The following is a 21,929-nucleotide window of genomic DNA, read 5'->3' as shown; positions in this document are numbered from 1 at the left end:
TATGAAAAAAATCGTCATTTTTGGTAGTGCATTTAACCCACCTAGTTTAGGGCACAAAAGTGTTATTGAGTCATTGAGCCACTTTGACCTTGTGCTACTTGAACCTAGCATTGCACACGCTTGGGGCAAGAATATGCTCGATTACCCAACTCGGTGCAAAATGGTTGATGCATTCATCAAAGATATGGGACTTTCTAATGTTCGGCGTTCTGATGCAGAGCAAGCTTTGTACCAACCCGGACAAAGTGTGACAACCTATGCGTTGTTAGAAAAAATTCAAGAAATCTACCCAACAGCCGATATAACTTTTGTCATAGGTCCTGATAATTTCTTCAAATTTGCTAAATTTAGTAGAGCAGAAGAGATTATGGAACGTTGGACTGTTATGGCGTGCCCTGAAAAAGTAAAAGTCAGAAGCACGGATATACGTAACGCATTGGTTACGGGTGAAGACATAAGCGCCTACACAACCCCGTCCGTCTGTGAATTGTTGCTTAACGAAGGCTTATACAAAGAAACATTATCTGGGAACTGAGAGGTCAGATTTTCATGGTCAGATTAGCCGTATTTAGTGCATGTGCGCTGCTTGTGGTCACACAAGCTCATTCTGCGTGTAACTATTTTTCTGATCGTTCTGTTGTGTTTGAAGATAACACCCTTCCTATCTGTGAAGAAATTTTAGATTCCATTGGCGTATTAAGTACGGATGCGTTGATTTGGTATGCTGCGGAAGCGAAATTCGAAGGGCCAACAGAAAACTATTGGGAAGAGTGGGCGATTAAGCCGGAAGACACACCACTCCTAACCCAAAATCTAGAAAAGAATTATTTTGGGCTTGGTTTTTGGATGCCGGAAGAGCTCCGAGACGAAGAGAGCAAAATGGACACAGAAGAGTGGCTCCGTAGTCATGGCCTGATGTTTAGCGTGGGTTTTGGTGATAAATCCGACGGACAGCCAAGAATGCGATTTGATTATCGTTGGCACGAATATTACGACGCTGACTGGATGATGCAGATTGAAGTTCCCTTCTAGTCATCTTGAGCGAACATAAAAAGGGCGTACATCATCCATGTACGCCCTTTTTATTTTTATCTGAGTCTCTATTTTCTGCGCGCGTTACTCTGCGTAATACTGAAAAGATGGCTCGTTAGAGTGCGACTTATAGCGATTCTCCAAAGACCAAAAAGCAAAGTTGCTCATACTCTTCTGTGTTACCCGCAAAAAGCGTATCGACAATCTGCTCTTCTTTCTTTCCCGACAGCTTCATTTTTCTTGCTTCACGGAGTGTGAGTACCAAGCACAGCTCTTTAGAAATGTCCATGTCACAACCAGGCGTCCACTGATTGATGGTTTTTGTTAACGTTGAGTGCGCTAGTTTAGGAGAGAGAGTCAATACTTCATGTCTTACTACCGTCAGCAGATCGGTTTGCAGATCTGAGCGCTCGGCTGTTGTTGCTAGTTTCTCGACGAGGGCTTTTAGCAGCGGTGAAGGTTTCACAAACCCTGCTTGTTGTGAGAAGTCATCATTTAAACGCACAGAAAAATCACAACGATATACACGAGAATTAGGTAAAAAGGTGAGGGAGCTCAAACATCCTTGAGGAATCCAAAAATATTGGCCTGGTTCAATGGCATACTCCTGCTTACCCAATTTAATGACGGCTAACCCTTCGACGACAGACAGCAGACTGTGCTTCAGTGCTTTTTTGCGCGCAGCTACTTCAAGAAAGGGGTATTTAGCGTCGTGAAATTCAATTGCGTAGTTCATTATGAGTACCAGTGTTTTTTGGCGCTAAGGGTAACGTTAAACCTATACGATTCCAACCAGCTGAGAGAATTTTTTAGCATGAGAAATTGTAGCTTAACTGGTATGACCATGTTAAAAGTATGGGTTGAAATGCTGCTTGTCAGCAAAACTATGCGTAAAATGTGCCAGCTTTTTTTGATATGTAATGAACAATGACTGCCAATACCGATCCTTATATTGAAATTCGTCCTTACAATGACGAAGAAATTCCAGCAGCGCTGGATCGTCTAATCCAAGATGATGAATTTATCACTGCTATTCTCGATCATCGCTTTGCTAATAAAGCAGCGTGGTTTAAAACGCTAATGAGCCCGATCCTGCGCATCTACCTGAAAGCTAAATGGAGCAAGCTTGATTCTGTAGAAGCGATTCAGATTGAAGTGAAGAAGTATCTGAAAGATACATTGAATAAGACAACGGATGGCGTCACTTTTTCTGGTTTGGATAAGCTGGATAAAAACACGTCGTACTTATTCGTTTCTAACCACCGTGATATTGCGATGGACCCTGCGCTAGTAAACTATGGCTTGTACCAAAGTGGGCACCGTACAGTTCGTATTGCGATTGGTGACAACCTGCTGAAGAAGCCATGTGCGACAGAATTGATGCGACTCAATAAAAGCTTCATCGTTAAGCGCTCTGCTAAGGCGCCTAGAGAAATGATGAAAGCATTAGGACAACTGTCGAGCTACATTAAACACTCGCTTGATACCGGTAATTCAATTTGGATTGCCCAAAAGGAAGGTCGAGCTAAAGATGGAAACGACTTTACTGATCCTGCGATTTTAAAAATGTTCCATGTTGAAGGTCGCAAGCAGAAGATCAGCTTTGGTGAATACACGCGTTCTTTGAAAATCGTTCCTGTCTCGATTGCCTATGAAAATGATCCATGTGACATTGCCAAAGCAAAAGAGCTGTACGAAAAAGCAGAAAATGGCCGTTATGAAAAAGGTGAATTTGAAGATATCGAAAGCATCATTCAGGGCATCATTGGTTATAAAGGCCGTGTGCATGTCGCGTTTGGTGATGTGATTGATCAAGAGTTTGAAACGCCAGAATCTCTTGCCGGCGAAATCGACCGCCAAATTCACAACAACTACAAGTTGTACCCAATCAACTTGCTAGCTGCTGGACGCGAAGATTCAAGCATCATCACAGAGGCGGTGAAGCGTCACCTCGCGGATAAATTGGAGCAGTTACCTGAAGGGGCAAGACCTTATTTGGTGGCGAGCTATGCCAACCCAGTGAACAATCAAGAGTAATATTCATCACTGAACTTGATGGATTATGAACGCCTTAAAGCCTCGGTTTCCCGGGGCTTTTTCTTGTCTGCTTTTTAAGGTGCAACAGCCCCGCCAAGGGTTAAATTGCTAGGCCACTTGGTGATCTTGTTACCACCTAAAAAGATATTCCCTTTCACCGTCATCGTGTCTGGAAATACTTGTAGCGCGGATCCTCCTATATAAAGGTTACCATCAACCACCAATCCTTCAGGAAGAGCAGAGATAGGAGTGCGAATAACACTTAAATCGCCTTTGACTCGAAGTTTAGCTGGGAGCGTTTTTAATGGTGTATCCGTCAAGTTCAGATAACCGCCGAGTTTGATGCCCCTAGGCCAGCTTTCGATCTTACTACCCAGTAGATTCGCATAACCTTTTATCTTTGTACCTGAGCGAATGGTTTTGAGCGCGCTGTTGGTTGCTTCCAAACTGCCTCCAACATCAAGCCCCTTAGGCAGCTTTTTGATCGGGGTTTGCGAGATATTTAAGTTGCCTTTGACCACTAACCCAGAAGGTAATTGGGTGTAAGGTTTGTTTCGTAGATCAAGATTACCGTAATTATCGGTGTGACCAAACTTAGAGTAGTAATCTAGCTCATATGCGTAAGATGAGAAGCAGAGCAGCATCAAAGTAAGGAAAAGGGAAACAATACGCATAGCCAGAGACTTAGTTAAACATAGAGATCTTAAGTGCTCATCTTATACTTAAATAGACTCATTATGCATACTTTGTTAACAGTTTTTGATTTTTAGCCCAAGAACTTCAAATTAGGGCTTTATCTGAAAGCATACACGCTCTCACGATGCCGAGTTGCTTCAGTGTGCAAGTTAGGGAATGATTAAGTGATTGATTATATGGTTTATTTAAAAGTAAATGTGAGAAAAATATCAGTAGAGATATGAAGAATATGAGGTTCTGCCAAGAACTGAACAAGCGTCCTTGTTAGTATCATGAGCGTCTGAGGGAGATTTTCATGAAGTTAAAAAGAGTGTCTATTTTTGTCGCTGGTGTTGTAGCAGTACTACTATCTGGGGCCGCTTTTGCTAAATCATACAGTACGCCAGAAAGCAAAGCGCTGGTGGTCGCTGACGGCAAGGTAGGTCAGCGTATCTGTTACTACGATGATAAAGCCTACACCACCGGAGCCGTGATTAATGTTGAGGGTGTATTACTGATGTGTACAGCTGAGAACGATTTTGAAACGAATGGTTCGTTAAAGTGGGTGGTATTCAAAAAAGATAAATAAACGCCAAAAAACGGTCTGTTTAATATTAGGATAACGGAAAAATAAAAAAGCGAGCACAGAGCTCGCTTTTTCCATTAACGCGCGAGTGAGCGAGTTTTTAATTCAAAGATAAGCTTTTCAGCACTTACTTCAAATTTGAATCGAGCCGTCGCTTGGTTTGACTCTTCTGTTATTTCAGAAACATTGTATTCAACATCAGCACATACTGATTTAGCGAGCTCAATGTATTTTTGTAGTTCAGACTCTAGCTCTGTTTTTGTCTGTGCGAAAACCGTTACGTCGGCAACTTCGTCACCTTCTTTGATGATGAAGCCAATCTCGCCTGCGCAGCCGCAAGCTTCACATACTTGGTTTTTTTCTAATTCGACACTCATAACGAATCCTCTTGTAAATACTAAGGGTATTCTATCAGGTATTTGATCTGTATCTACAAAAATGACGAGTTTTGAATAAAAAAAGAACAGAATAGGCGCTTGTTAAGTAAGGGTTAAAGATTGGATTACTAAATCATCAAGAACGTTAATGTGATATATATCAACATTTAAAATCAATTAACGAACATAGTGACGAGATTTCGCTCAGCCCAGTTGAACTAATGGACAATTTATAAGACTATTTCTTGATTGATTATTTTTAATAATTATCATTCTTGGTCTTTGAATAGTTTCGATGAATAATTGGCGCAAGGTTTTGATGAGACTAACTTTTCGCCTTATTTTGAGTAGCATGTATTGACAAAAACATAACTGCAAATTGCACATTACGCACTGTAAAGACGTTATGATTTGGAACTTAACTTTATATTAAGTAGTCGCAGTACATATATCCAAATGGCCTTAATGCGCAGGTGTTAGCGGTTCAATTTTTAGGTTTCGCTTAACGAAGTGCCTTGGGCAACTTGGGTATAATGCTAAGAATGATTTCATTCTGGCCTCATTTAATAGTGAGTTAGATGGATTTACAAAGAGAAGAGCTTAAAATATGCCAAAGCGTAGTAAAGAAGATACCGAAATCACTATCCAAAAGATCATGGATGCCGTTGTTGATCAGCTACTAAGACTAGGTTACGACAAAATGTCGTACACGACTCTAAGTCAGCAGACAGGTATATCTCGTACCGGTATTAGCCATCACTTCCCTAAGAAAACGGACTTCACCGCCGCACTGGATGGCCGTATCTTTAAAATGTTTATTGAACACCTAGAGTTTGATAAAGGGCTAAGTGCATTTTCACAAAGTTGGATTAAAGCACTGGAAGATGCTGAGTTCCTCGCGATTTTACGACTGCTATTCCATCACATTGTCACGGCCGAAAATGCGCAAGAATTTGCTGCTAACGGTATTGACCGTTTATACAAAATGGTTGAAAGCCAGTTTGGCGCAGGTGGTGACAAAGAGCTCGAGTGGTTGATTGGTCGTTCATTGATCCAAATGAGTAAGTAATAGCAATTGAGAGCGCTAGATGAACACTTGTTTGCTGCTTTGGTTGTAAAGCCAAGGCAGAACAAAGTAATTTTCTCGCCGCTCTTTTGAGCTCAAGATTCGATTAAATATCAAAGCAAAGGCCCGCAATATGATTATTGCGGGCCTTTGTCGTTTGGAAAGCAGAAGAGACGGCTCAGAAGAGATACACGCTAAGTGGCGGCGTGTACCTGAGGAAAGTCTAAAGTTGGATGTTTTGTCACGATGGAGCGGTAGCCATAAACGTGCTCAATGCGCTCTGGCGTCAGTGCATTCCATGGTGTGTCATCACAAACCAGTTTTCCCTTATGCAAAAGTACAAGTCGGTCTGCGTACTGGGAGGCTAAATTCAAGTCATGCAACACGACAACGACTGCGGCGTTCTGTATTTTCGCGGCCTCACGAGCAATCTTTAACGTGTTGTGTTGGTGGGCGAGATCTAACGCAGAGGTTGGCTCATCAAGCATCAAGATTCGTTCCTCGCCAGATTGGTGTAGCTGTGTCATCACGCGTGCTAGATGTAATCGTTGCTTTTCGCCACCAGATAAAGATGGATAGAGGCTTTCTGCCAAATGCAGTACATCGGTTTGTTTCATGTAATGTAAAGCTAACTTAGTGGTTTCTTTATTGGACAGCGATAGCGGAATCGCACCTAATTCGACCACTTCTCTGGCTAAAAATGGGAAGGTCAACGTACTGTGCTGAGGGAGCATCGCAATGTGTTTTGCGCTTTTTTCTGGCTCCCAATCATGCTTTTGTTTACCGAAGTAGGCGATGTCATGATTTGAAGAGATTTCACCACACAGAAGCTTGAGCAAAGTACTTTTGCCCGCACCGTTGGGGCCGAGTAGGGCGGTCACTTCACCAGCTCGGATATCAATATTGATGTCATCGAGAACAATGCGCTTGCCATATTTCATCGAAATGTTTTTACCCGATAAAACGATCTGGTTCATTACAAAATCTTCCCTTTCTGCTGGAACAATAAGTAGATGAAGAAGGGCGCGCCGATCAAGGCGGTCACGATACCGACGGGTAATTCTGCTGGTGCCACGGCAATACGAGCAAACATATCAGCAGCGGTAAGAAGCAGCGCTCCCATGAGTGCAGAGATTGGCAGTAGCGTTCGATGGTCGGGGCCTGCTAGCATGCGTCCTAAGTGAGGAATCACGAGCCCGATAAAACCAATTGCACCACTAATACTCACCGTAATACCAACCCCCAATGCAGAGAGCAAAATAAGCTGTCGTTTGAGTTTTTGGACCGGAACTCCCAAGTGTCTTGCTTCGGACTCACCTAGCAGAAGAGCATTCAGCGCCATCGATTTTTTCTGGAACCAGAATAATAGGACGACCAGCGTGACAGCGGATAGGCCTATCCCCGACCAATTTACGCCAGCTAATGAGCCCATCGACCAAAGTGTTAGATCTCGTAGCATCTGATCATCAGCAATAAAGTTCATGTAACCGATCGCCGCTCCTGAAAGCGCGCTGATGGCAACACCAGCTAACAACATAATCGTAACTGAGGTACCAAATTTACTTGTGCCGAGCTTATAAACGAGAATGGTCGTCAACGCACCACCTAGGAAAGCAAAAAGAGGCAGCGCAGCTAAGTTCATTAGTTGCGGATAGTTTTGGCTAAACTCTGCAAATACAACAATAGCGAACGCACCGCCAAGTGCAGCACCAGCAGACACACCAATGATGCCAGGCTCGGCCAGCGGGTTACGGAATAAGCCCTGCATAACCACACCACAAATTGCCAAAATGGCGCCGATGAACATACACAAAATGGTGCGAGGTAATCGGATCTCGTTAATCACCAACTGAATGTGAGGAGCGAGATCAGAACTGCTTCCTGTTAGGCTACGCAAACTGTCAGTGAAACTAATGCTCATTGGACCTACTGTAATAGAGGCGATAGCAACAAATGCTAAAAAGCCGCTAAGTACGGATAACGTCGTTGAAAGGGAGATACGTCTTAACAACATGTCATGTCTCTATGGGTAAAGCAGCGCATTCAAACGTTCGGCTTCTACAAGGCTTTTAAGACCCAAACCACCAACAAGGGCGTGACCGTCAATCGTGATGATATTTTTATTCATTCCCGCAGGTGTTGCGGCGAGAAGTGGCATTGCTTTTAAAATCGCATCGGCACCGCCCAGCGTTTCATAGCTGCGACCGCTAACGAGAATAACGTCAGGCTGCATCTCTACCATGGCTTCTGTGGATAAAGGCTTGTAAGAAGACAGCTGGTCAGCAGCTGGGTTTAGTCCGCCTGCTAGCTGAATAATTGCATCGGGTGTGGTTTCTGATCCTGCAACGTTCGCAGGTCGACCTTCATGGATGAGTAGAAACAGTACTTTCTTTTTCTGAGCTTGAGCAGGTTGATTTGCATTGAGTGCTTGAACTTGCGCTTTCACATCTTGCTTTAAATCTTCCGCTTTAGCCTGGCGATTCATAAGGTTCGCAATTTGATCGATACGTTGGTAAAGGCCCTCAACGTTGGCATCGGTATTGACGATTTCTACATCTACCCCCGCCGCTTTTAATTGGTTCAATGCTGTTTTCGGTCCCATCTCATCAGAGCCAATGACTTTTGTCGGACGTAAGGCGAGCAACCCTTCTGCTGAAAGGCGGCGATGGTAGCCTACTTTAGGCAGTTCCATGCCTTTTGGTAACTGACTGGTTACGTCGATAGCAACCAAGCTATCTTTGGCGTCGAGTTCAAGCAACAGTTCAGTGACGGCACTGCCTGCACTAACAACACGCTCTGATGATGGTGTTTCATTGGCAAAAAGTTGGCTACTCGCAAGTAGGGAAATGGCTGCCGTAACAACAGCATGAATGGTGGCACGTGTGTTCTTCATTTTGAAAGGATCTCTATCTTACTTATTTTTATGATGGCTCTTCAGTGAGTAACTGAGTTGCCTGAATTCCGTTTTCTTGCAAAAAGCCGAGAAGTTGAACTAGCGACTGAATGTTCGCGGTTTTTTCTGCTCCAATCACAATCGGTTTATCGCTTGATTTACTCTCTTCTAGCAGCGCGAGGGTAAAGTTGTCCCAATCGATGTATGTCTTGCCGTTAATGGCCCAGTAAGGCTCGTCTTTAAGAATGTTTACCGTGATGGATTGCTTATCGACATCTGCAACGGCCTGAGATTCTGTACTCGGTAAATTGACATCTAATGAATCGAGCTTGACCGCTGCAGTTAACATCAGGAAAACCATTACGATAAAAATGATGTCCAACAGCGGTGTTAAATCAGGAGTTAAGTCGTTACGAGTGTTGTCTTGTGGCGTTTTAATCATTGTGCTTCTGCCTCGACCTTTGCAGAAGAGCGCACTGCTAATGTTGAATTGTCTGGCGACACGTGTTGCAGAGAGATACCTTCAAGCCATAAGTTGACATAGTTTAATGTGTGTTCGAGTTTGGCGATCACACGATCCGCCCACAAACCAATGATTTGTGCTCCTGAAATCGCAGGAAGGGCGATAATAAGACCTGCTGCAGTAGTGCGCATGGCCAAACCTAGACCGTCTGCCAAATCATTCGGGGTGATATTCCCCGTTGAGACAGCGATGCCTTTGAACATCTCAATTAAGCCAAGTACCGTACCAAGCAAACCAATCAAAGGGCTAATGACGCCAATCAACGTCAGTAAGCGAAGGCCAGAATGCAGCTGATGACGTTTTTCTTGTAGCCAAATGCCTGCGGCATCTTCTCTTAGAGACTTTGAGAAAGAGTGATGGGCAAGCAACATGGCAACGCCACGATAAAGGAGCGGTCGCTTATGCGACAATTCTTCTGCAAGCGTCTCAAGATCGTTTCCATTCGTTGGGTCTAACCCAATGAGTTTTTGGCGAATGGCTCGTTTCCCGACGCCAAGGCTAATCAAAACGTGGAATAACCGCTCGGTAATGATCATGACGGTGAGGGCTGAGCAAATGATCAAAGGCCATGTCATTAGGCCAAGTTGAGTTTGTAATTCTTGTAGTTGTTCCATTATCCATCCAACTTAAAACGAACAGGTACTTGTACTCGGTGAGCCACTTTTAGCCCGCCCGAAATATGTGGTGTAAATTGCCACTGTTTGATGGCACGAAGCGCTGAGGCGTCCAGCGATTCTGTGCCGGAAGACTCAATCAAAACCTGTTTAATTTGATTGCCATTTTCATCGAGCCATATTTCATATAAGGCTACGCCTTCGATACCGCGTCTTTGTGCAGATCTTGGGTAGCGAGGCTGAGTTGGTTGATTCACAAACGTTGGTTTGTCGACCAAAATAGGTTGAGACGTTGCCCCTTTGGATTGGCTCGCTGGCGCGGTTTGCTGAGCGACCATCTCTTTCTTCGCCGGTTCCGTTTTTTTCTTCGGTTTGGCTTCGGGCTGATTCTCTTGTTTTGTTACGGCTTTGGCTGGTTCCACCGTCTTAGGCTTAGATTGTTTAATCGGCTCTGTTTTTTTCTTCACTACCTTTTTCTTAACAGCGTCTTTCTTAACGACCTGTTTCTTTACGATCTTCTTTTCTGGCTCAGGCTGCTCCTGAGGCTGCGGCTCTTTTGGTGGCGCCACATTTTCTGGCGTGGATTTTTCGACGGTAGGTGGTGGTGCCGATACAAGGTTTAAACTTACCGAACTTGCTGGATTTCCAGCAGGCATCGCGAACACTTTCGTTTCTTGAGAAACAAAAAGAAGTGCGGCATGGATGGCAAGGGAAGCACCTCCTGCAATGACATATCTTTGTACGTTCACGGAATATCTCGGGAAACTATGAAAACTTGAGCAGATTATTACTCACAACCGAAATAATATCAATTATCAATTGCATTATCATTACGCTCAAATTATGATTCTTGCAGATTTTTAAAGACCAGCCTCTACCCCTTATATGGTGGGAGCTAAGCGAGTATATATGAGCGTCGATATCGATAAATTTGACGAATCAGTGCTGGGAAGCGATAGCCCTGACCCATTGCGATTTGCCTTTGTTAAGAAACATTCGGCACACGCTGGCGGAGCTAGCGTGCCTGTACCTCCACCTCAGCAGCAGGCGATTTTTTCAAGCGTTACCGCTAACTCGGTTAAAGCGACCAATAAACGTTGTCTTTATATTCACGTTCCATTTTGTCGCGTACGTTGCACCTTTTGTAACTTCTTTCAAAATGCTGCGAGCCGCACACTGGTTGATGAGTACTTTGACGCACTGATGCAGGAGCTCAAGGAGAAAGCTGCATTGCCTTGGACACAAAACGGTATTTTCCATGCTGTGTATATCGGTGGTGGAACGCCAACGGATCTGTCTCCAGCACAGGTTCGCGTGTTAGGTCAGGCGATTCATGAGCACTTTCCTTTGGCCTCGGATTGTGAAATCACCTTAGAAGGTCGCATCAACCGTTTTTCTGATGAGCTATACCAAGGCGCTCTAGACGGTGGATTTAATCGTTTCTCTTTTGGTGTGCAAAGTTTTAATACACAAGTGCGTCGCAGCGCGAAACGATTAGATGATAGAGAAGATGTGCTCAAGCGAGTTAGCGAGATTGCCAACGAAGACAAAATTCCTGTCATTATCGATTTACTCTACGGCTTGCCTTATCAAACCAAAGAAGTGTTAGAGCAAGATTTAAATGATTTCCTCTCGACTGGCGCACACGGGTTGGACTTATATCAGTTGGTAGTCGGTGGTTCAGCACCCATGCTTAACCTTGTAGAAAAAGGAAAAATCCCCCCACCAGCTACCACGCCAGAAAAAGCAGGCATGTATGAGCTCGGTGTGAACTTTATGGCCAAACACCATATGAAGCAACTGAGTGTGAACCATTGGGCAATCGACAACCGTGAACGTAGTTTATACAACAGTTTAGCCAAGACATATGCAGAGGTACTGCCAATTGGCTGTGGCGCTGGAGGTAATATCGGTGGTTACGGGATGATGCAACATCGCACATTGGCGACCTATATTAAAGCCATCAAAGAAGGGCAAAGCACCATCGCTATGATGATGAAGCAAAGCCCTCTAGATCCACTATTTGCTGCACTCAAATCCGGGTTTGATCGCGGTATCGTTCAGGCAAACCAACTGCCATCGTTTATGGGGGAGGACACGTTCGGATTTTTAATGCCTCTATTTAAAGTGTGGCAGCAAAAAGGTTTAGTGGAACTGCATGAACGCAGCCTAGTTCTTACTCTTGCTGGTAGTTTCTGGGCTGTTTCATTGGCTCAAGGTTGTATTCAGGTACTTACGTCAGAGATGAACGAAACCGTACCGAAAGTATCCAATAATTAATGAAAACAAATTGAACAAAAACGGAAGACACAATGGAATCAATCAAGCAACAAGTTGAAGTATTACTAGAGCAAGAACCACAATTATTGCCAGCTGCGATGGCTGAACGTCTCGGTATTTCTGAATTTGAGGTTGTTGCGGCTTTACCGCAGGAAATGGTGGCCATCGCTCCAGGAGCGCAAGCACAAAGCATTCTAGAAGGTTTGGTTGGTTTCGGCCCAGTGACGACTATTGTTCACTCTTTTGGCTCTATTTTTGAAGTCAAAGCGCCATTCCCAAAGGGAAAAGTAGCGCGTGGCTATTACAATTTAATGGGCAGAGAAGGTGAGCTACACGGTCACTTGAAGCTAGATAATGTTAAAAATGTTGCGTTGGTCAGCAAACCGTTTATGAGTAGAGAGAGTCACTATTTTGGCTTTTTCTCTGAGTGCGGAAGCAATATTTTCAAAGTTTATTTAGGCCGTAACGAAAAGCGCGAGCTACTTGAAGATCAAGTCACCGCATTCCGCGCCTTACAAGCCGAATTGAAAAAGTAATCACAAACATAATCGAGGCTCAACTCGAATACTAATTAGTAAAGTCAGGTATCAATATGGATCAACAAGTTAAACAAGAGCGTTTGCAAGGTCGTTTAGGGCCAGAGATCAAAGAGTTTCGTCAGGAGCGTCGTACGCTTCAGCTTGCAACTGTCGATGCGGAAGGTCGCCCTAATGTAAGTTACGCGCCTTATGTCCAAAATCAGGAAGGCTACTTCGTACTCATTTCTAAAATCGCTCGTCATGCTCGTAACCTTCTAGAAAATCCTAACGTTTCTTTGATGATGATCGAAGATGAAGAATCTTCAAAGCAGTTGTTTGCTCGTAAGCGCTTAACTTTTGATGCTGTGGCAAATGTGGTTGAGCGTGACACGGAGATGTGGCACCAAGTTGTTGGACAAATGAAAGAACGTTTTGGGGAGATAATTGATGGTCTCAGCCAACTAGAGGATTTCGTGTTGTTTAACTTAAAGCCAGAATCGGGACTGTTTGTTAAAGGCTTTGGTCAAGCGTATCAAGTCTCTGGCGACGATTTAGTGGACTTTGTTCACCTTCAAGAAGGTCACAAGAAAATCGAAAGTGCTTGATTGTAAACCGGTCATGTAAATATCGAATATTCGGAATAATGAACGCATAAGGGGAGTTAGGTTATACTGGCTCCCTTTTTATATTGGAACAAAAGCATGAAGCCTGTGAGCAAGGAATTGAGCGAGATTTGCTATCCCTTTATTTACGAGGACAGTCCAGTTTGTGACTTTGAAATCACGGCAGATGAACTTTGTAGTCGTATTGGTTTAGTTCTCGCGATGGATCTGGACGAGTTTAGCCGCGATATACTGACAAGAATGCAGCCTAATGTTTATCACCTAAATGGTTCGGTTCGCGGAAAGCTGGCGATTACAGAAGCGGAAGTTGAGGAGCTAAAGGCAGATTATGATTTGCTTAAGCAACGCATTGATGGTGGATTCAAAGGTTTCGTTCTACCCGGAGGGTACCCTGCATCCAGTCAATTGCATTTGTGCCGCTGCCAAGCTAAAAAAACGGTACGAGCATTAGTTGCGATCGAACATGCAGGTAAGAAGCAACCTGCCCCCATTCTATTTCGTTACGCGAACTTATTGGCGAATGTACTTTATAGCTTGGCTTCTTATATTAATCACATCAATCAAGTCGAAGAGACAGAGTTTGTATCTCGTAGTTACTCGATGCCAAAGAAGTGACCTGAGAAACTAGCAGCTGCGAGCATCAAAGCTTCTGCGCGAAAAAATGGCCGCAAAACACCATATTCGACAATTTGCTTCTTGGCTGTTTAGTTTAGAGTTAAGAAGCCATAGCTTTGGCTTCTAGTTCTTTTGCTCCGCGCAGCATGGCTTCAATCAGCTCACCAGCATTGAACTTCTCAAGCGCCTCGTGTGCGCCAACTTGGTGAGCTCTGTCTACACAGATTTCGCTCGATAACGACGTATGCAAAATGCGGTATGAGTGATTAAGAGCGGAGTCATTTTGTACTTCGAATGCTAGCTCGTAGCCGTCAAGCCCTGGCATCTCAATATCACTGACCAAAATATCGATTGGTCGATGAGCCTCAGCCTCGCTTTTCATCAGCTCTAATGCGTCTAAACCATTTTTACAAATTTGGTATCCGATATTGATACTATCAAGAGCATCACACAGCTGTTTACGAGCGATGGAAGAGTCATCCACCAAAAGAATGCTTAATGCTTTTAGGCGCTCACGTTCAACATCTGTCAGCATCGGGATCTTTGAGTTTTCGTATTGCGGATAAATTTTGGAAAGTAGCAGTTCTACATCCAGCATCTGAACCGTTTTGTCTTCGTAGCGAGTAATACCTGTTACGAAAATATTTTTCCCAGCGCTCGCTGGTGGGGTTTCAATGGCTTTCCAATCGCATTCAATGATCTTCTCAATACTACGAACCATAAAGGCGACCACGGTTCGCAAACAGTCTGTCACGATCAAGTAGCAATTCTTGTATTCTTCTTCACTGATAGGACGAAAGCCGACAGCCGCTGACATGTCGATCACAGGCACTGTTAAGTTACGTATTGTAACGGTGCCAATGACGTGATGATGCGAGTAAGGGATCTTCGTGGTTGGCATATACGGAACGATTTCACGGACTTTTAGCGTGCCTATCGCGAAACTCTGTTGCAGGGTGAGTTTGAACATCAACATGCCCTGAGATTGATTCGCTTTACTAACGACTTTTGCCATGAAATAACCTTATAAATACCACCGAATTGTGTCTAATCTAATCTTATCAGACGAAGGCTTCAACCATCGGAGAGACAAATGTGAGCTTTTTAGACAATCTCTTAAAGAATAGTGATTAACTGAGCAAAACTTGGTTGTATTTTAATCTTGTTATGCCGAAAGTTTTATAGTCCCATGTATTTGAACCTTGAAGCCGCCTAGGCATAAACAAGAAATGTTTGGCGTGTTAAAAGGGATTGGGTACACTTGCGCGACCAGAATAGTGAGAGATAGATCAATGGCAAATACAGCAGCCGCATTACATATTCTTGTGAAGCACAAAGAGCAAGCAGAAGACATTATCAAGCAACTGAAAAAAGGCGCAAAGTTTCAGACACTAGCGAAGAAGTATTCCACTTGCCCGTCAGGTAAGCGCGGTGGTGATCTTGGTGAGTTCCGCCGTGGTCAAATGGTACCTCAGTTCGACAAAGTGTGCTTTTCTGGCGAGGTTCTGACGCCACACCTAGTCAAAACCAAGTTCGGCTGGCATGTTGTAAAAGTGCTTTACAGAACGTAGTGATTTCTTACAGGTAAGCTTGAGCTTTTTAAATATTACCTGTTTCTGCATATTGTGAGTAATACATGACAGGCATAAGTTAAAGCCATGTATTACTCATAAATTTCCTCTATTTTCCCTACTGTTAATCAGTACAAAGAGATGCCGCATCAAGTTTGATTTGGCATGAGTAAGGTTTTGGGGAGTCCCAATAGATCTTATCAAATTCTGAGTTGCAACCTGCATCTTCCATTAGTGCTGTATCCCCGTCACATATCAACATAACTGCATTATTACCTTGAAACTCTGAAAGAATTCGATAATTAGAAATGTTTCCATCGATAGCTAACTGTGAGAGTTTGGTGATTTGAGCTGGATTAGCTGACATCGCATTTTCGAATATTTCTTTCTCTGTTAGTCCAGCTGTGTCACCAAACTTGAGCTCACCGTCAACAGCTTGGGCTACATCTTTTAAAATTGAGGCCATATCAAACATGACCTCTTCAGAATATTGAGAGCTGTTAGCGCAAGAAGTCAATGAGAGAAGAAGGGTGATAACGATGATTAGCTTCATAGATTTCTCCAAGCACTAAGCTGTCCGTTTTCATTTCGGCCAGTGTCTAAATTCCAATTTTCAAAAAAGCCAGTATCTTGGTTTTCATAAATGGAAGCTGCCAGCTTTTCCCAAAATATTTGGATTGTCTTAATCGCCTTATCAAAAATTTCATCGTAGTGCTTAATACCATCTGGCGTTTCTAAATCCTGAATATAAGTAGAGTCAACTTCGTTTGGAAGCGGGTAAGTTAACCCTAGTTTAGAAGCCACATGCCTCGCCCAAGGAAATAAGCGATGCGACTCCTCAGCATTGTCCACAACGGATTGAAATCCTTCGTGCCAGACGTTTACGTCAGGTTTGCATTCTTTAGCATATTCGGGATACGTAGCTGAAAGAGCATTAGACCAAATAATACGAATAACAGGATCTATTAGGTTGTTGTTATTCTGGTCCACACAACTGCCGATGTTTTCTCTGACTCTATCTGCAAGGCCAATACTTCCGAGTTGCATCCTGGACGGCCAAATATAAGCATCTTGGTGCATTTCACAAATTCTGTGTTGCTGGGCGTTTTCTGCGTAAGGGCCCACTTTTAATTCAACAACAGGATGAAGAGTAATATCGGTTGCTACATGTGCTACAAAGCCACATAACCATGAGAAGGTTTTTTCAAAGTGTTCGTTATCTGCGGCCTTTACCTGCTGAATAAGAGCATCAATTAGCTTACCAACGTGGTTGTAATGCATTTTATCTGCCCATTTATTTTGCGCAGAATTCATTAGAGCAAGGTAAGGATAGTCGGGGCTCACACAACCGAGCTCTAAATACCGTTTATTTTGAGCTAAAGCCTTTTTTGCTTCTTGAGGTATGTTTAACTTCATCAATGCATTATTAGCAGAAGCTTCATTTACCGCTGTGATATGTGCGAAAGCACCAGGCATAGTAACCTCCATGTACAGTTTGAATGCATGGAGTTTACTATGCGGACAATATGTTCGTTGCGACTCGAGTCTTATAAAAATAATGTTTATGTATTGGATATCGAGCGAGGCATTTGCAAATTATCGCCTTAGGACTTGCGTTATCTATTTTAATGAAAATCGATAATGGCACTTCAAAAAATTAATGAAATCGTGTTATTTGATATAGGAGTCCAACACTTTAAGTACAACTTCCATATCAGCTTCACGTTTTTCTAATTCTTCCTCCAATACGACGTGTTCGATCAGATGGCCTTTGATCACCTCTTTCATTAAGCCATTTACAGCCCCTCGAATTGCAGCGATTTGTTGCAACACATCTTGGCACTCATGTTCTTCTTCCAGCATTTTTTTAAGACCATTCACCTGACCCTGTATTTTGCTGACACGGGTATTGAGCTTCTTTTGATCTCTGGTTGTATGGGACATGACTTATCTTCTTTAAGTTACTGACTGCGAGATTCTAACTGATAATGTAGCACTCATCTTATACTGGGGGGTAGTATAAAATACTAGGGGGGAGTATAGTTTAGGGCAACTTTAGAAGAGCATATTGAGAATAACAATGGATTTTGTCGCATTATTACAACAAGGTAATGGATGGTTTTTTATACCCAGCGCCATTTTATTAGGAGCGTTACATGGATTAGAGCCAGGACATTCAAAAACGATGATGGCGGCGTTTATTGTGGCCGTAAAAGGAACAGTGAAGCAGGCGGTGATGTTGGGGTTGGCTGCAACGCTTTCACATACGGCGATCGTATGGATAATTGCTGCGGGTGGGATGTATATAAGCCAAAGATTTACTGCAGAAGCTGCGGAGCCATGGATGCAGCTTATCTCTGGGGTGATTATCGTTTCGACGGGTTTATGGATGTTCTGGAGAACGTGGAGTGATGAGCGATCTTGGCACAAAGCTCATAAGCAAGCTCGAGACTGGAGAACGCAAGTTGTCGATACTGGTCATGGGCATCTATCGCTTTCTATCGTAGAAGAAGGGCATCACTGCCGTTTTCAGTTACGCACACTTAACGGTAAGCCTTTAACGGCTGAAAACGTTAAACTAGTGCTACCCAACGCAATCAGACAGCCTTCTGATATTTATCACTTTATTGAGCGCGATGGCTATTTGGAATCTGCCTCCTGTATTGAAGCCTCTGATGATTTTTTCGTCACATTGATGGTCGGGCACCATGATCACACCCACGATTTCGAGGTGCATTTTCATGCGGATTCCCATTCGGAAAGTGAGAATAAAGAGTACCAAGATGCTCATGAGCGTGCTCACGCTCTAGATATTCAAAAGCGCTTTGGCGATCGAGATGTTACCAATGGACAAATACTTCTGTTTGGTTTGACTGGTGGGTTAATACCATGCCCGGCGGCGGTCACTGTTTTACTCATTTGTTTGCAACTTAAGGCCATGACACTTGGTGCAACCTTGGTGGTGTCGTTCAGTATTGGTCTAGCGTTAACTTTAGTTGCGGTTGGTGTTGTCGCGGCAGTGGGCGTTCAAAAAGCAACATCGAAGTGGAGTGGTTTGAACGATGTGGCTCGTCGTGCACCTTATCTATCGGGGATCTTGATTAGTGCCGTTGGTATGTATATGGGCATGCACGGGTTTACGACGTTAATGAGCTAAGCTCTGTTGTAATTATTACGTCGCTTTTTGTTTATTAAAGGTAGCTCTTTCATGTTGTGGATGATTACTAAGTACGCGTTAACCGCAGGAATAGTGGTGCTGATATCTGAAGTTGCCAAGAGAAGTGATAAAGCGGGAGCGCTGATTGCCGCGCTCCCGACGGTCACTATTTTAGCTTTAATTTGGATGTATATTGAAGGGCAAGGTCAGGAAAAGCTCGCGAACCACGCGTTTTATACTTTTTGGTATGTACTGCCTACATTGCCGATGTTTCTAGTTTTTCCTTTCTTACTGAGCCGATATTCGTTTTGGTTCTCTTTGGGAATTTGCGCCATTATTTCAATCGTTTGTTTCTTCATTGTGACCATCGTTATTAAAGAGTTTGGAATAGAATTAACTTAATTGAGCAAAGGAGAATTGTAAGAATATAGGTCGAAGCGCTCGCTTATTTATATTTTCAAGGCTCTAACTAGAACTCTTTTTTTAACTCTCGATGCTAGTGTGGCCTCTTACTTGAAGTTATCGATTACTCTCTTGTTTTTCAGTCAAACCTCGTAGAAATGTGACGTTTTGAAGACTTTTCTTCCTTCATTCTAAAGTTATCGGTAATCAGGCAGATACAGTGGCTACAAAGTTACGTCTAGCTTTGCCAGACAGGCTAAAAATACAGTTTGTGTTGGTTATAAGAGGCGAAAGGCTTAACGCTCTGTCGTGAGCATCACATTGAATTGTACCGAGACAATTAAAATGAAAAGAATCATCTTATTAGCCGTTTGCGCCATGTTTGGTATTGCTGTCGTGGCAAGTATGGCATCAACGTACCTAATTTCGAGTCAGAAAATCGATGACATCATCTTAAACAAATCCCAAGTTCAAGCTGAGTTTTTAGCAGGAAATGCAAGTTATATTTTGGAGAACTCAGCCAACCCAATGCAAGACTTACAATCGCTTGTTGAGGGTTTGAAACAACGTTCAGACGTAAGCTATGCAGTCGTAATTGATCGCAATGTGACGGCGGTTGCTCACAGTGATAAGCAAAAGCTAAATAAAACCTACAATGATAACTACACCGTTGAAGGTGCAACCAAAGGTGTACAACAGTATTCAAAGTGGTATGCCGATGTCCAGAAAGTGTGGGTGTTTGATATCATGGCGCCGATCTACGTGAATGGTCAGTTGTACGGCACGTTTGATATTGGTATTCCTATTACAGAAGTAAGCCAAGCGACGAATGGAATTATTACTTCCCAACTGATTTCCATGGTGGTGATCTTCGTTCTGTGTGTTTTGGCTCTATCGCTTCTACTCAACAAGCTGATGCGACCGCTCTCTGCGCTTAAGGAGGCGTTGCAAGACATCTCGAAAGGTGACGGAGACTTAACGGTTCGTTTACCAGCAAAAGGTAATGACGAAGTCGCACAAATTTCTTCGGCGTTCAACGTGTTTGTTGGCAAGGTACATGAAATCATTACACAAGTTGTAAATACTGGTGTGGATCTGAATGGTTCCGCTGTCGCGCTGCGTGGACAATCTCAACAAGCGCTTGCAAGAGGCCAGGAGCAGAATGAGCAAACCATGCTGGTTGTCACGTCTATGAACGAAATGATCGCGACCGTCAACGAAATCGCGTCAAATGCTGCTGGTGCAGCGAGTGCTGCGAGCACGGCAAGTAATGAGACTCAAGATGGCTACAAGACGCTAGAACGCACCAAGACGGCGATGACGAATCTTGAAAACGAGATGAACAGTACTTCCAATATTATCGTAAGCCTTGCGGACAACACTCAGTCGATTGGTAGTATTCTCGAAGTCATTAGAGGGATCTCTGAGCAAACGAACCTATTGGCGTTAAATGCCGCTATTGAAGCAGCGCGCGCCGGTGATGCTGGACGAGGTTTCGCCGTAGTGGCAGACGAGGTCCGTAATCTTGCCACTAAAACGGCTCAGTCCACTAATGAAATTGACAATATGATCCATCAGTTGCAAACCGAAGCCCAAAGTGCGGTTAATTCAATGAGTAATAGTAGAACCCTTATTGAAGAAGGCACTGCAGAAACGGAGCTGGCTCGACAAGCACTAGAGGCAATTGCTGATCAAGTTACTACTATTTTGGATATCAATACTCAAGTGGCAACGGCAACAGAACAGCAATCGACGGTAGCAAATGAAATTAACATGAATATGGATACCGTCAGTCACTCCGTGAAAAACGCGCTAACGGCGAGTGAGCAATTGGAAGAATCAAGTCAACAACTTGCGGAATTATCGAGAACTCTCGATCGCCACGTAGGAGCGTTTAGAATTTAAACGCCAACGGAAATCCTTTTGCAAAAGCCAGTAAATCTCGATTGCTGGCTTTTTTATTTGAGAAAATCGAATGTCGATTTGCTCTACTATGCCAGTTTTTATAGTTATTGGGATAAATGATTAGTGCTTAACTAGGCGTTAAGCTTCGCGTGTTGTTTTAAGTGCTCAACAAACATAGAGATTTTCTTGGCTAAGTGCTTTCTAGAAGAGTAAAACGCATAAAGCACTAAATCTTCAGGTTCGTATTCTAGAGGGATGACTTCAAGTTTGCCGCTCTCGATCTCATCTTTGCATGATTCTATTGGAAGTATTGCGTATCCAAGCCCTGATAACGCGCCAGATTTAGCGAGATGACCACTGTTTACTTTGAACGAGGATTGTACTGTTTGCGTAATATGACCTCCGTCGGGATTTTTAAACACCCAGGGAGCGCCATTTACTGCAGTAAGTGTCGTGATACAGGGAACATGATTTAAATCCGTAATTTTGTAAGGGCTGGCGTACTTATTAAGCAGTTGAGGCGCAGCCAAAATAGCACTGGGCCAGCGTTTGATTTCCCTTGCCACCCAATTGCTGTCAGACAAAGTCCCTCTATGAAAACTTAAAATGACATCAAAGCTATCAATAACATCATCTTTAGGGTTTAGCGTTGTATCGCAAGACAAAGAGATTGACGGGTATTGCGTGCAAAAGGTGACAACCGCTTTGGCCAGTACAGGTGTGTCTGGCATAAGAATACGTAGCTCTCCCGTTACGGTGTGCGAGTGGCGAGTCACGGTTTCTAGCGCGTTGTTGAGTTGTTCTAATAGTGGACGAGTGCTGCTATAGAGTTCTTCTCCAGCCTCGGTAGGCGTCATTCGCCTTGTCGTTCTATTGAACAACCTGATGTTTAACTTTTCTTCAAGCAGGGCAATATGTCGGCTGACATTCGATGTTGGTATATTCAAACACTCAGCGGCTCGCTTAAAGCTGTTGTTCTCATAAACACAGTGAAAACTTTTTAACCAGGTTTGGTCGACGTTATCAAACATTCTATTGTCCCACTTTATTGGATT

At 43.5% G+C, this 21,929-nt stretch carries 27 protein-coding genes; 13 read left to right on the top strand and 14 right to left on the bottom strand.

What is annotated here, in order from left to right; all coding sequences use genetic code 11:
* The first annotated feature begins 1 nt into the window (after position 1).
* Together L3V30_RS12450 and L3V30_RS12445 are read left to right on the top strand one after the other, a co-directional pair.
* A complete protein-coding gene (locus L3V30_RS12450; protein WP_237309030.1) occupies positions 2–535 on the top strand; it encodes a nicotinate-nicotinamide nucleotide adenylyltransferase in 534 nt (177 codons plus the stop codon).
* Between the two features lie 14 nt (positions 536–549).
* Positions 550–1,032 carry a hypothetical protein gene (locus L3V30_RS12445; protein ID WP_006742203.1) on the top strand — a complete coding sequence of 161 codons (483 nt, stop codon included), beginning with the start codon at positions 550–552 and terminating at the stop codon, positions 1,030–1,032.
* A 127-nt stretch (positions 1,033–1,159) separates the two neighbouring features.
* On the opposite strand, the gene L3V30_RS12440 is transcribed toward L3V30_RS12445, so the two are convergent.
* Positions 1,160–1,768, bottom strand: coding sequence for a hypothetical protein (locus L3V30_RS12440; RefSeq protein WP_005392502.1), 609 nt, complete (start codon positions 1,766–1,768; stop codon positions 1,160–1,162).
* A gap of 191 nt (positions 1,769–1,959) precedes the next feature.
* On the opposite strand from L3V30_RS12440, the gene L3V30_RS12435 reads away from it, so the two are divergent.
* Entirely contained in the window at positions 1,960–3,069 is a 1,110-nt protein-coding gene (locus tag L3V30_RS12435) for a 1-acyl-sn-glycerol-3-phosphate acyltransferase (RefSeq protein WP_006742201.1), read from the top strand.
* Positions 3,070–3,143: 74 nt separating this feature from the next.
* On the opposite strand, the gene L3V30_RS12430 is transcribed toward L3V30_RS12435, so the two are convergent.
* Positions 3,144–3,743, bottom strand: coding sequence for a hypothetical protein (locus L3V30_RS12430; RefSeq protein ID WP_046873766.1), 600 nt, complete (start codon positions 3,741–3,743; stop codon positions 3,144–3,146).
* A gap of 317 nt (positions 3,744–4,060) precedes the next feature.
* Between L3V30_RS12430 and L3V30_RS12425 the strand changes: the two genes are divergently transcribed.
* On the top strand, positions 4,061–4,333 hold the full coding sequence (locus tag L3V30_RS12425; RefSeq protein ID WP_046873765.1) for a YnjH family protein: 273 nt from the start codon (positions 4,061–4,063) through the stop codon (positions 4,331–4,333).
* Positions 4,334–4,407: 74 nt separating this feature from the next.
* Here L3V30_RS12425 and L3V30_RS12420 read toward each other — a convergent pair whose 3' ends face one another.
* Positions 4,408–4,707 carry a YfcZ/YiiS family protein gene (locus tag L3V30_RS12420; protein ID WP_005375307.1) on the bottom strand — a complete coding sequence of 100 codons (300 nt, stop codon included), beginning with the start codon at positions 4,705–4,707 and terminating at the stop codon, positions 4,408–4,410.
* 607 nt (positions 4,708–5,314) lie between these two features.
* Between L3V30_RS12420 and L3V30_RS12415 the strand changes: the two genes are divergently transcribed.
* Entirely contained in the window at positions 5,315–5,776 is a 462-nt protein-coding gene (locus tag L3V30_RS12415; protein ID WP_005392508.1) for a TetR/AcrR family transcriptional regulator, read from the top strand.
* A gap of 191 nt (positions 5,777–5,967) precedes the next feature.
* Here the strand turns inward: L3V30_RS12415 and L3V30_RS12410 are convergent, their stop codons facing one another.
* Genes L3V30_RS12410 through L3V30_RS12385 form a run of 6 tightly spaced genes read right to left on the bottom strand, consistent with a single transcriptional unit; the run spans position 5,968 to position 10,552 of the window.
* Positions 5,968–6,750 (bottom strand): heme ABC transporter ATP-binding protein, encoded by a 783-nt coding sequence (locus L3V30_RS12410; protein WP_225461259.1) that lies wholly within the window; start codon positions 6,748–6,750, stop codon positions 5,968–5,970.
* Positions 6,750–7,787: an iron ABC transporter permease gene (locus tag L3V30_RS12405; protein ID WP_237309029.1), complete on the bottom strand. Its 1,038-nt coding sequence runs from the start codon at positions 7,785–7,787 to the stop codon at positions 6,750–6,752. Before L3V30_RS12405 ends, L3V30_RS12410 begins: the two co-directional genes overlap by 1 nt.
* Positions 7,788–7,796: 9 nt before the next feature.
* Positions 7,797–8,666, bottom strand: a complete 870-nt coding sequence (locus L3V30_RS12400) for an ABC transporter substrate-binding protein (RefSeq protein WP_012842436.1) — start codon at positions 8,664–8,666, stop codon at positions 7,797–7,799.
* A gap of 28 nt (positions 8,667–8,694) precedes the next feature.
* Positions 8,695–9,108 (bottom strand): biopolymer transporter ExbD, encoded by a 414-nt coding sequence (locus tag L3V30_RS12395; protein WP_005392512.1) that lies wholly within the window; start codon positions 9,106–9,108, stop codon positions 8,695–8,697.
* Positions 9,105–9,803, bottom strand: coding sequence for a MotA/TolQ/ExbB proton channel family protein (locus L3V30_RS12390; RefSeq protein WP_005392513.1), 699 nt, complete (start codon positions 9,801–9,803; stop codon positions 9,105–9,107). Before L3V30_RS12390 ends, L3V30_RS12395 begins: the two co-directional genes overlap by 4 nt.
* Positions 9,803–10,552: an energy transducer TonB gene (locus L3V30_RS12385; protein ID WP_041853118.1), complete on the bottom strand. Its 750-nt coding sequence runs from the start codon at positions 10,550–10,552 to the stop codon at positions 9,803–9,805. Before L3V30_RS12385 ends, L3V30_RS12390 begins: the two co-directional genes overlap by 1 nt.
* Positions 10,553–10,712: 160 nt before the next feature.
* Here L3V30_RS12385 and hutW point away from each other — a divergent pair, with 160 nt between their 5' ends.
* The 4 genes from hutW to L3V30_RS12365 all read left to right on the top strand — a co-directional run bounded on the left by hutW (position 10,713) and on the right by L3V30_RS12365 (position 13,839).
* On the top strand, positions 10,713–12,083 hold the full coding sequence (gene hutW / locus L3V30_RS12380; RefSeq protein ID WP_237309028.1) for a heme anaerobic degradation radical SAM methyltransferase ChuW/HutW: 1,371 nt from the start codon (positions 10,713–10,715) through the stop codon (positions 12,081–12,083).
* A gap of 32 nt (positions 12,084–12,115) precedes the next feature.
* Entirely contained in the window at positions 12,116–12,619 is a 504-nt protein-coding gene (gene hutX, locus L3V30_RS12375) for a heme utilization cystosolic carrier protein HutX (protein WP_124007549.1), read from the top strand.
* 56 nt (positions 12,620–12,675) lie between these two features.
* Entirely contained in the window at positions 12,676–13,206 is a 531-nt protein-coding gene (hutZ, locus tag L3V30_RS12370; protein ID WP_006742192.1) for a heme utilization protein HutZ, read from the top strand.
* 96 nt (positions 13,207–13,302) lie between these two features.
* A complete protein-coding gene (locus L3V30_RS12365) occupies positions 13,303–13,839 on the top strand; it encodes an ATP:cob(I)alamin adenosyltransferase (protein WP_237309027.1) in 537 nt (178 codons plus the stop codon).
* A 100-nt stretch (positions 13,840–13,939) separates the two neighbouring features.
* Here L3V30_RS12365 and L3V30_RS12360 read toward each other — a convergent pair whose 3' ends face one another.
* Entirely contained in the window at positions 13,940–14,854 is a 915-nt protein-coding gene (locus L3V30_RS12360) for a chemotaxis protein (protein WP_005392519.1), read from the bottom strand.
* A 214-nt stretch (positions 14,855–15,068) separates the two neighbouring features.
* On the opposite strand from L3V30_RS12360, the gene ppiC reads away from it, so the two are divergent.
* Positions 15,069–15,410, top strand: a complete 342-nt coding sequence (gene ppiC, locus L3V30_RS12355) for a peptidylprolyl isomerase PpiC (protein ID WP_074189873.1) — start codon at positions 15,069–15,071, stop codon at positions 15,408–15,410.
* 124 nt (positions 15,411–15,534) lie between these two features.
* Here ppiC and L3V30_RS12350 read toward each other — a convergent pair whose 3' ends face one another.
* The 3 genes from L3V30_RS12350 to rcnR all read right to left on the bottom strand — a co-directional run bounded on the left by L3V30_RS12350 (position 15,535) and on the right by rcnR (position 17,354).
* Positions 15,535–15,963 (bottom strand): hypothetical protein, encoded by a 429-nt coding sequence (locus L3V30_RS12350; protein WP_237309026.1) that lies wholly within the window; start codon positions 15,961–15,963, stop codon positions 15,535–15,537.
* The gene (locus L3V30_RS12345; protein ID WP_237309025.1) at positions 15,960–16,886 is read right to left on the bottom strand and encodes a zinc dependent phospholipase C family protein; all 927 of its coding nucleotides are present in this window, start codon (positions 16,884–16,886) and stop codon (positions 15,960–15,962) included. Before L3V30_RS12345 ends, L3V30_RS12350 begins: the two co-directional genes overlap by 4 nt.
* 195 nt (positions 16,887–17,081) lie before the next feature.
* Positions 17,082–17,354 (bottom strand): Ni(II)/Co(II)-binding transcriptional repressor RcnR, encoded by a 273-nt coding sequence (gene rcnR, locus L3V30_RS12340; protein ID WP_046873754.1) that lies wholly within the window; start codon positions 17,352–17,354, stop codon positions 17,082–17,084.
* Positions 17,355–17,490: 136 nt separating this feature from the next.
* Here rcnR and L3V30_RS12335 point away from each other — a divergent pair, with 136 nt between their 5' ends.
* From L3V30_RS12335 to L3V30_RS12325, 3 genes are all read left to right on the top strand, one after another.
* The gene (locus L3V30_RS12335; protein ID WP_237309024.1) at positions 17,491–18,567 is read left to right on the top strand and encodes a nickel/cobalt efflux protein RcnA; all 1,077 of its coding nucleotides are present in this window, start codon (positions 17,491–17,493) and stop codon (positions 18,565–18,567) included.
* A 51-nt stretch (positions 18,568–18,618) separates the two neighbouring features.
* Complete coding sequence (locus L3V30_RS12330; protein ID WP_005392525.1) at positions 18,619–18,969, top strand: DUF3147 family protein; 351 nt, start codon at positions 18,619–18,621, stop codon at positions 18,967–18,969.
* 345 nt (positions 18,970–19,314) lie between these two features.
* Positions 19,315–20,874: a methyl-accepting chemotaxis protein gene (locus tag L3V30_RS12325; RefSeq protein ID WP_237309023.1), complete on the top strand. Its 1,560-nt coding sequence runs from the start codon at positions 19,315–19,317 to the stop codon at positions 20,872–20,874.
* A gap of 131 nt (positions 20,875–21,005) precedes the next feature.
* Here the strand turns inward: L3V30_RS12325 and L3V30_RS12320 are convergent, their stop codons facing one another.
* The gene (locus tag L3V30_RS12320) at positions 21,006–21,905 is read right to left on the bottom strand and encodes a LysR family transcriptional regulator (protein WP_150917794.1); all 900 of its coding nucleotides are present in this window, start codon (positions 21,903–21,905) and stop codon (positions 21,006–21,008) included.
* Between the last annotated feature and the right edge of the window lie 24 nt (positions 21,906–21,929).

The sequence above is a fragment of the Vibrio sp. A1-1 genome (assembly GCF_021728175.1).
Classification (GTDB): domain Bacteria; phylum Pseudomonadota; class Gammaproteobacteria; order Enterobacterales; family Vibrionaceae; genus Vibrio; species Vibrio diabolicus.
This window is presented reverse-complemented; position numbering and strand designations above follow the sequence as displayed.

Coding starts and splice junctions, on each gene's coding strand:
- L3V30_RS12450 (WP_237309030.1), top strand. CDS start 2: ATGAAAAAAATCGTCATTTTTGGTAGTGCATTTAACCCACCTAGTTTA.
- L3V30_RS12445 (WP_006742203.1), top strand. CDS start 550: ATGGTCAGATTAGCCGTATTTAGTGCATGTGCGCTGCTTGTGGTCACA.
- L3V30_RS12440 (WP_005392502.1), bottom strand. CDS start 1,768: ATGAACTACGCAATTGAATTTCACGACGCTAAATACCCCTTTCTTGAA.
- L3V30_RS12435 (WP_006742201.1), top strand. CDS start 1,960: ATGACTGCCAATACCGATCCTTATATTGAAATTCGTCCTTACAATGAC.
- L3V30_RS12430 (WP_046873766.1), bottom strand. CDS start 3,743: ATGCGTATTGTTTCCCTTTTCCTTACTTTGATGCTGCTCTGCTTCTCA.
- L3V30_RS12425 (WP_046873765.1), top strand. CDS start 4,061: ATGAAGTTAAAAAGAGTGTCTATTTTTGTCGCTGGTGTTGTAGCAGTA.
- L3V30_RS12420 (WP_005375307.1), bottom strand. CDS start 4,707: ATGAGTGTCGAATTAGAAAAAAACCAAGTATGTGAAGCTTGCGGCTGC.
- L3V30_RS12415 (WP_005392508.1), top strand. CDS start 5,315: ATGCCAAAGCGTAGTAAAGAAGATACCGAAATCACTATCCAAAAGATC.
- L3V30_RS12410 (WP_225461259.1), bottom strand. CDS start 6,750: ATGAACCAGATCGTTTTATCGGGTAAAAACATTTCGATGAAATATGGC.
- L3V30_RS12405 (WP_237309029.1), bottom strand. CDS start 7,787: ATGTTGTTAAGACGTATCTCCCTTTCAACGACGTTATCCGTACTTAGC.
- L3V30_RS12400 (WP_012842436.1), bottom strand. CDS start 8,666: ATGAAGAACACACGTGCCACCATTCATGCTGTTGTTACGGCAGCCATT.
- L3V30_RS12395 (WP_005392512.1), bottom strand. CDS start 9,108: ATGATTAAAACGCCACAAGACAACACTCGTAACGACTTAACTCCTGAT.
- L3V30_RS12390 (WP_005392513.1), bottom strand. CDS start 9,803: ATGGAACAACTACAAGAATTACAAACTCAACTTGGCCTAATGACATGG.
- hutW (WP_237309028.1), top strand. CDS start 10,713: ATGAGCGTCGATATCGATAAATTTGACGAATCAGTGCTGGGAAGCGAT.
- hutX (WP_124007549.1), top strand. CDS start 12,116: ATGGAATCAATCAAGCAACAAGTTGAAGTATTACTAGAGCAAGAACCA.
- hutZ (WP_006742192.1), top strand. CDS start 12,676: ATGGATCAACAAGTTAAACAAGAGCGTTTGCAAGGTCGTTTAGGGCCA.
- L3V30_RS12365 (WP_237309027.1), top strand. CDS start 13,303: ATGAAGCCTGTGAGCAAGGAATTGAGCGAGATTTGCTATCCCTTTATT.
- L3V30_RS12360 (WP_005392519.1), bottom strand. CDS start 14,854: ATGGCAAAAGTCGTTAGTAAAGCGAATCAATCTCAGGGCATGTTGATG.
- ppiC (WP_074189873.1), top strand. CDS start 15,069: ATGTTTGGCGTGTTAAAAGGGATTGGGTACACTTGCGCGACCAGAATA.
- L3V30_RS12350 (WP_237309026.1), bottom strand. CDS start 15,963: ATGAAGCTAATCATCGTTATCACCCTTCTTCTCTCATTGACTTCTTGC.
- L3V30_RS12345 (WP_237309025.1), bottom strand. CDS start 16,886: ATGCCTGGTGCTTTCGCACATATCACAGCGGTAAATGAAGCTTCTGCT.
- rcnR (WP_046873754.1), bottom strand. CDS start 17,354: ATGTCCCATACAACCAGAGATCAAAAGAAGCTCAATACCCGTGTCAGC.
- L3V30_RS12335 (WP_237309024.1), top strand. CDS start 17,491: ATGGATTTTGTCGCATTATTACAACAAGGTAATGGATGGTTTTTTATA.
- L3V30_RS12330 (WP_005392525.1), top strand. CDS start 18,619: ATGTTGTGGATGATTACTAAGTACGCGTTAACCGCAGGAATAGTGGTG.
- L3V30_RS12325 (WP_237309023.1), top strand. CDS start 19,315: ATGAAAAGAATCATCTTATTAGCCGTTTGCGCCATGTTTGGTATTGCT.
- L3V30_RS12320 (WP_150917794.1), bottom strand. CDS start 21,905: ATGTTTGATAACGTCGACCAAACCTGGTTAAAAAGTTTTCACTGTGTT.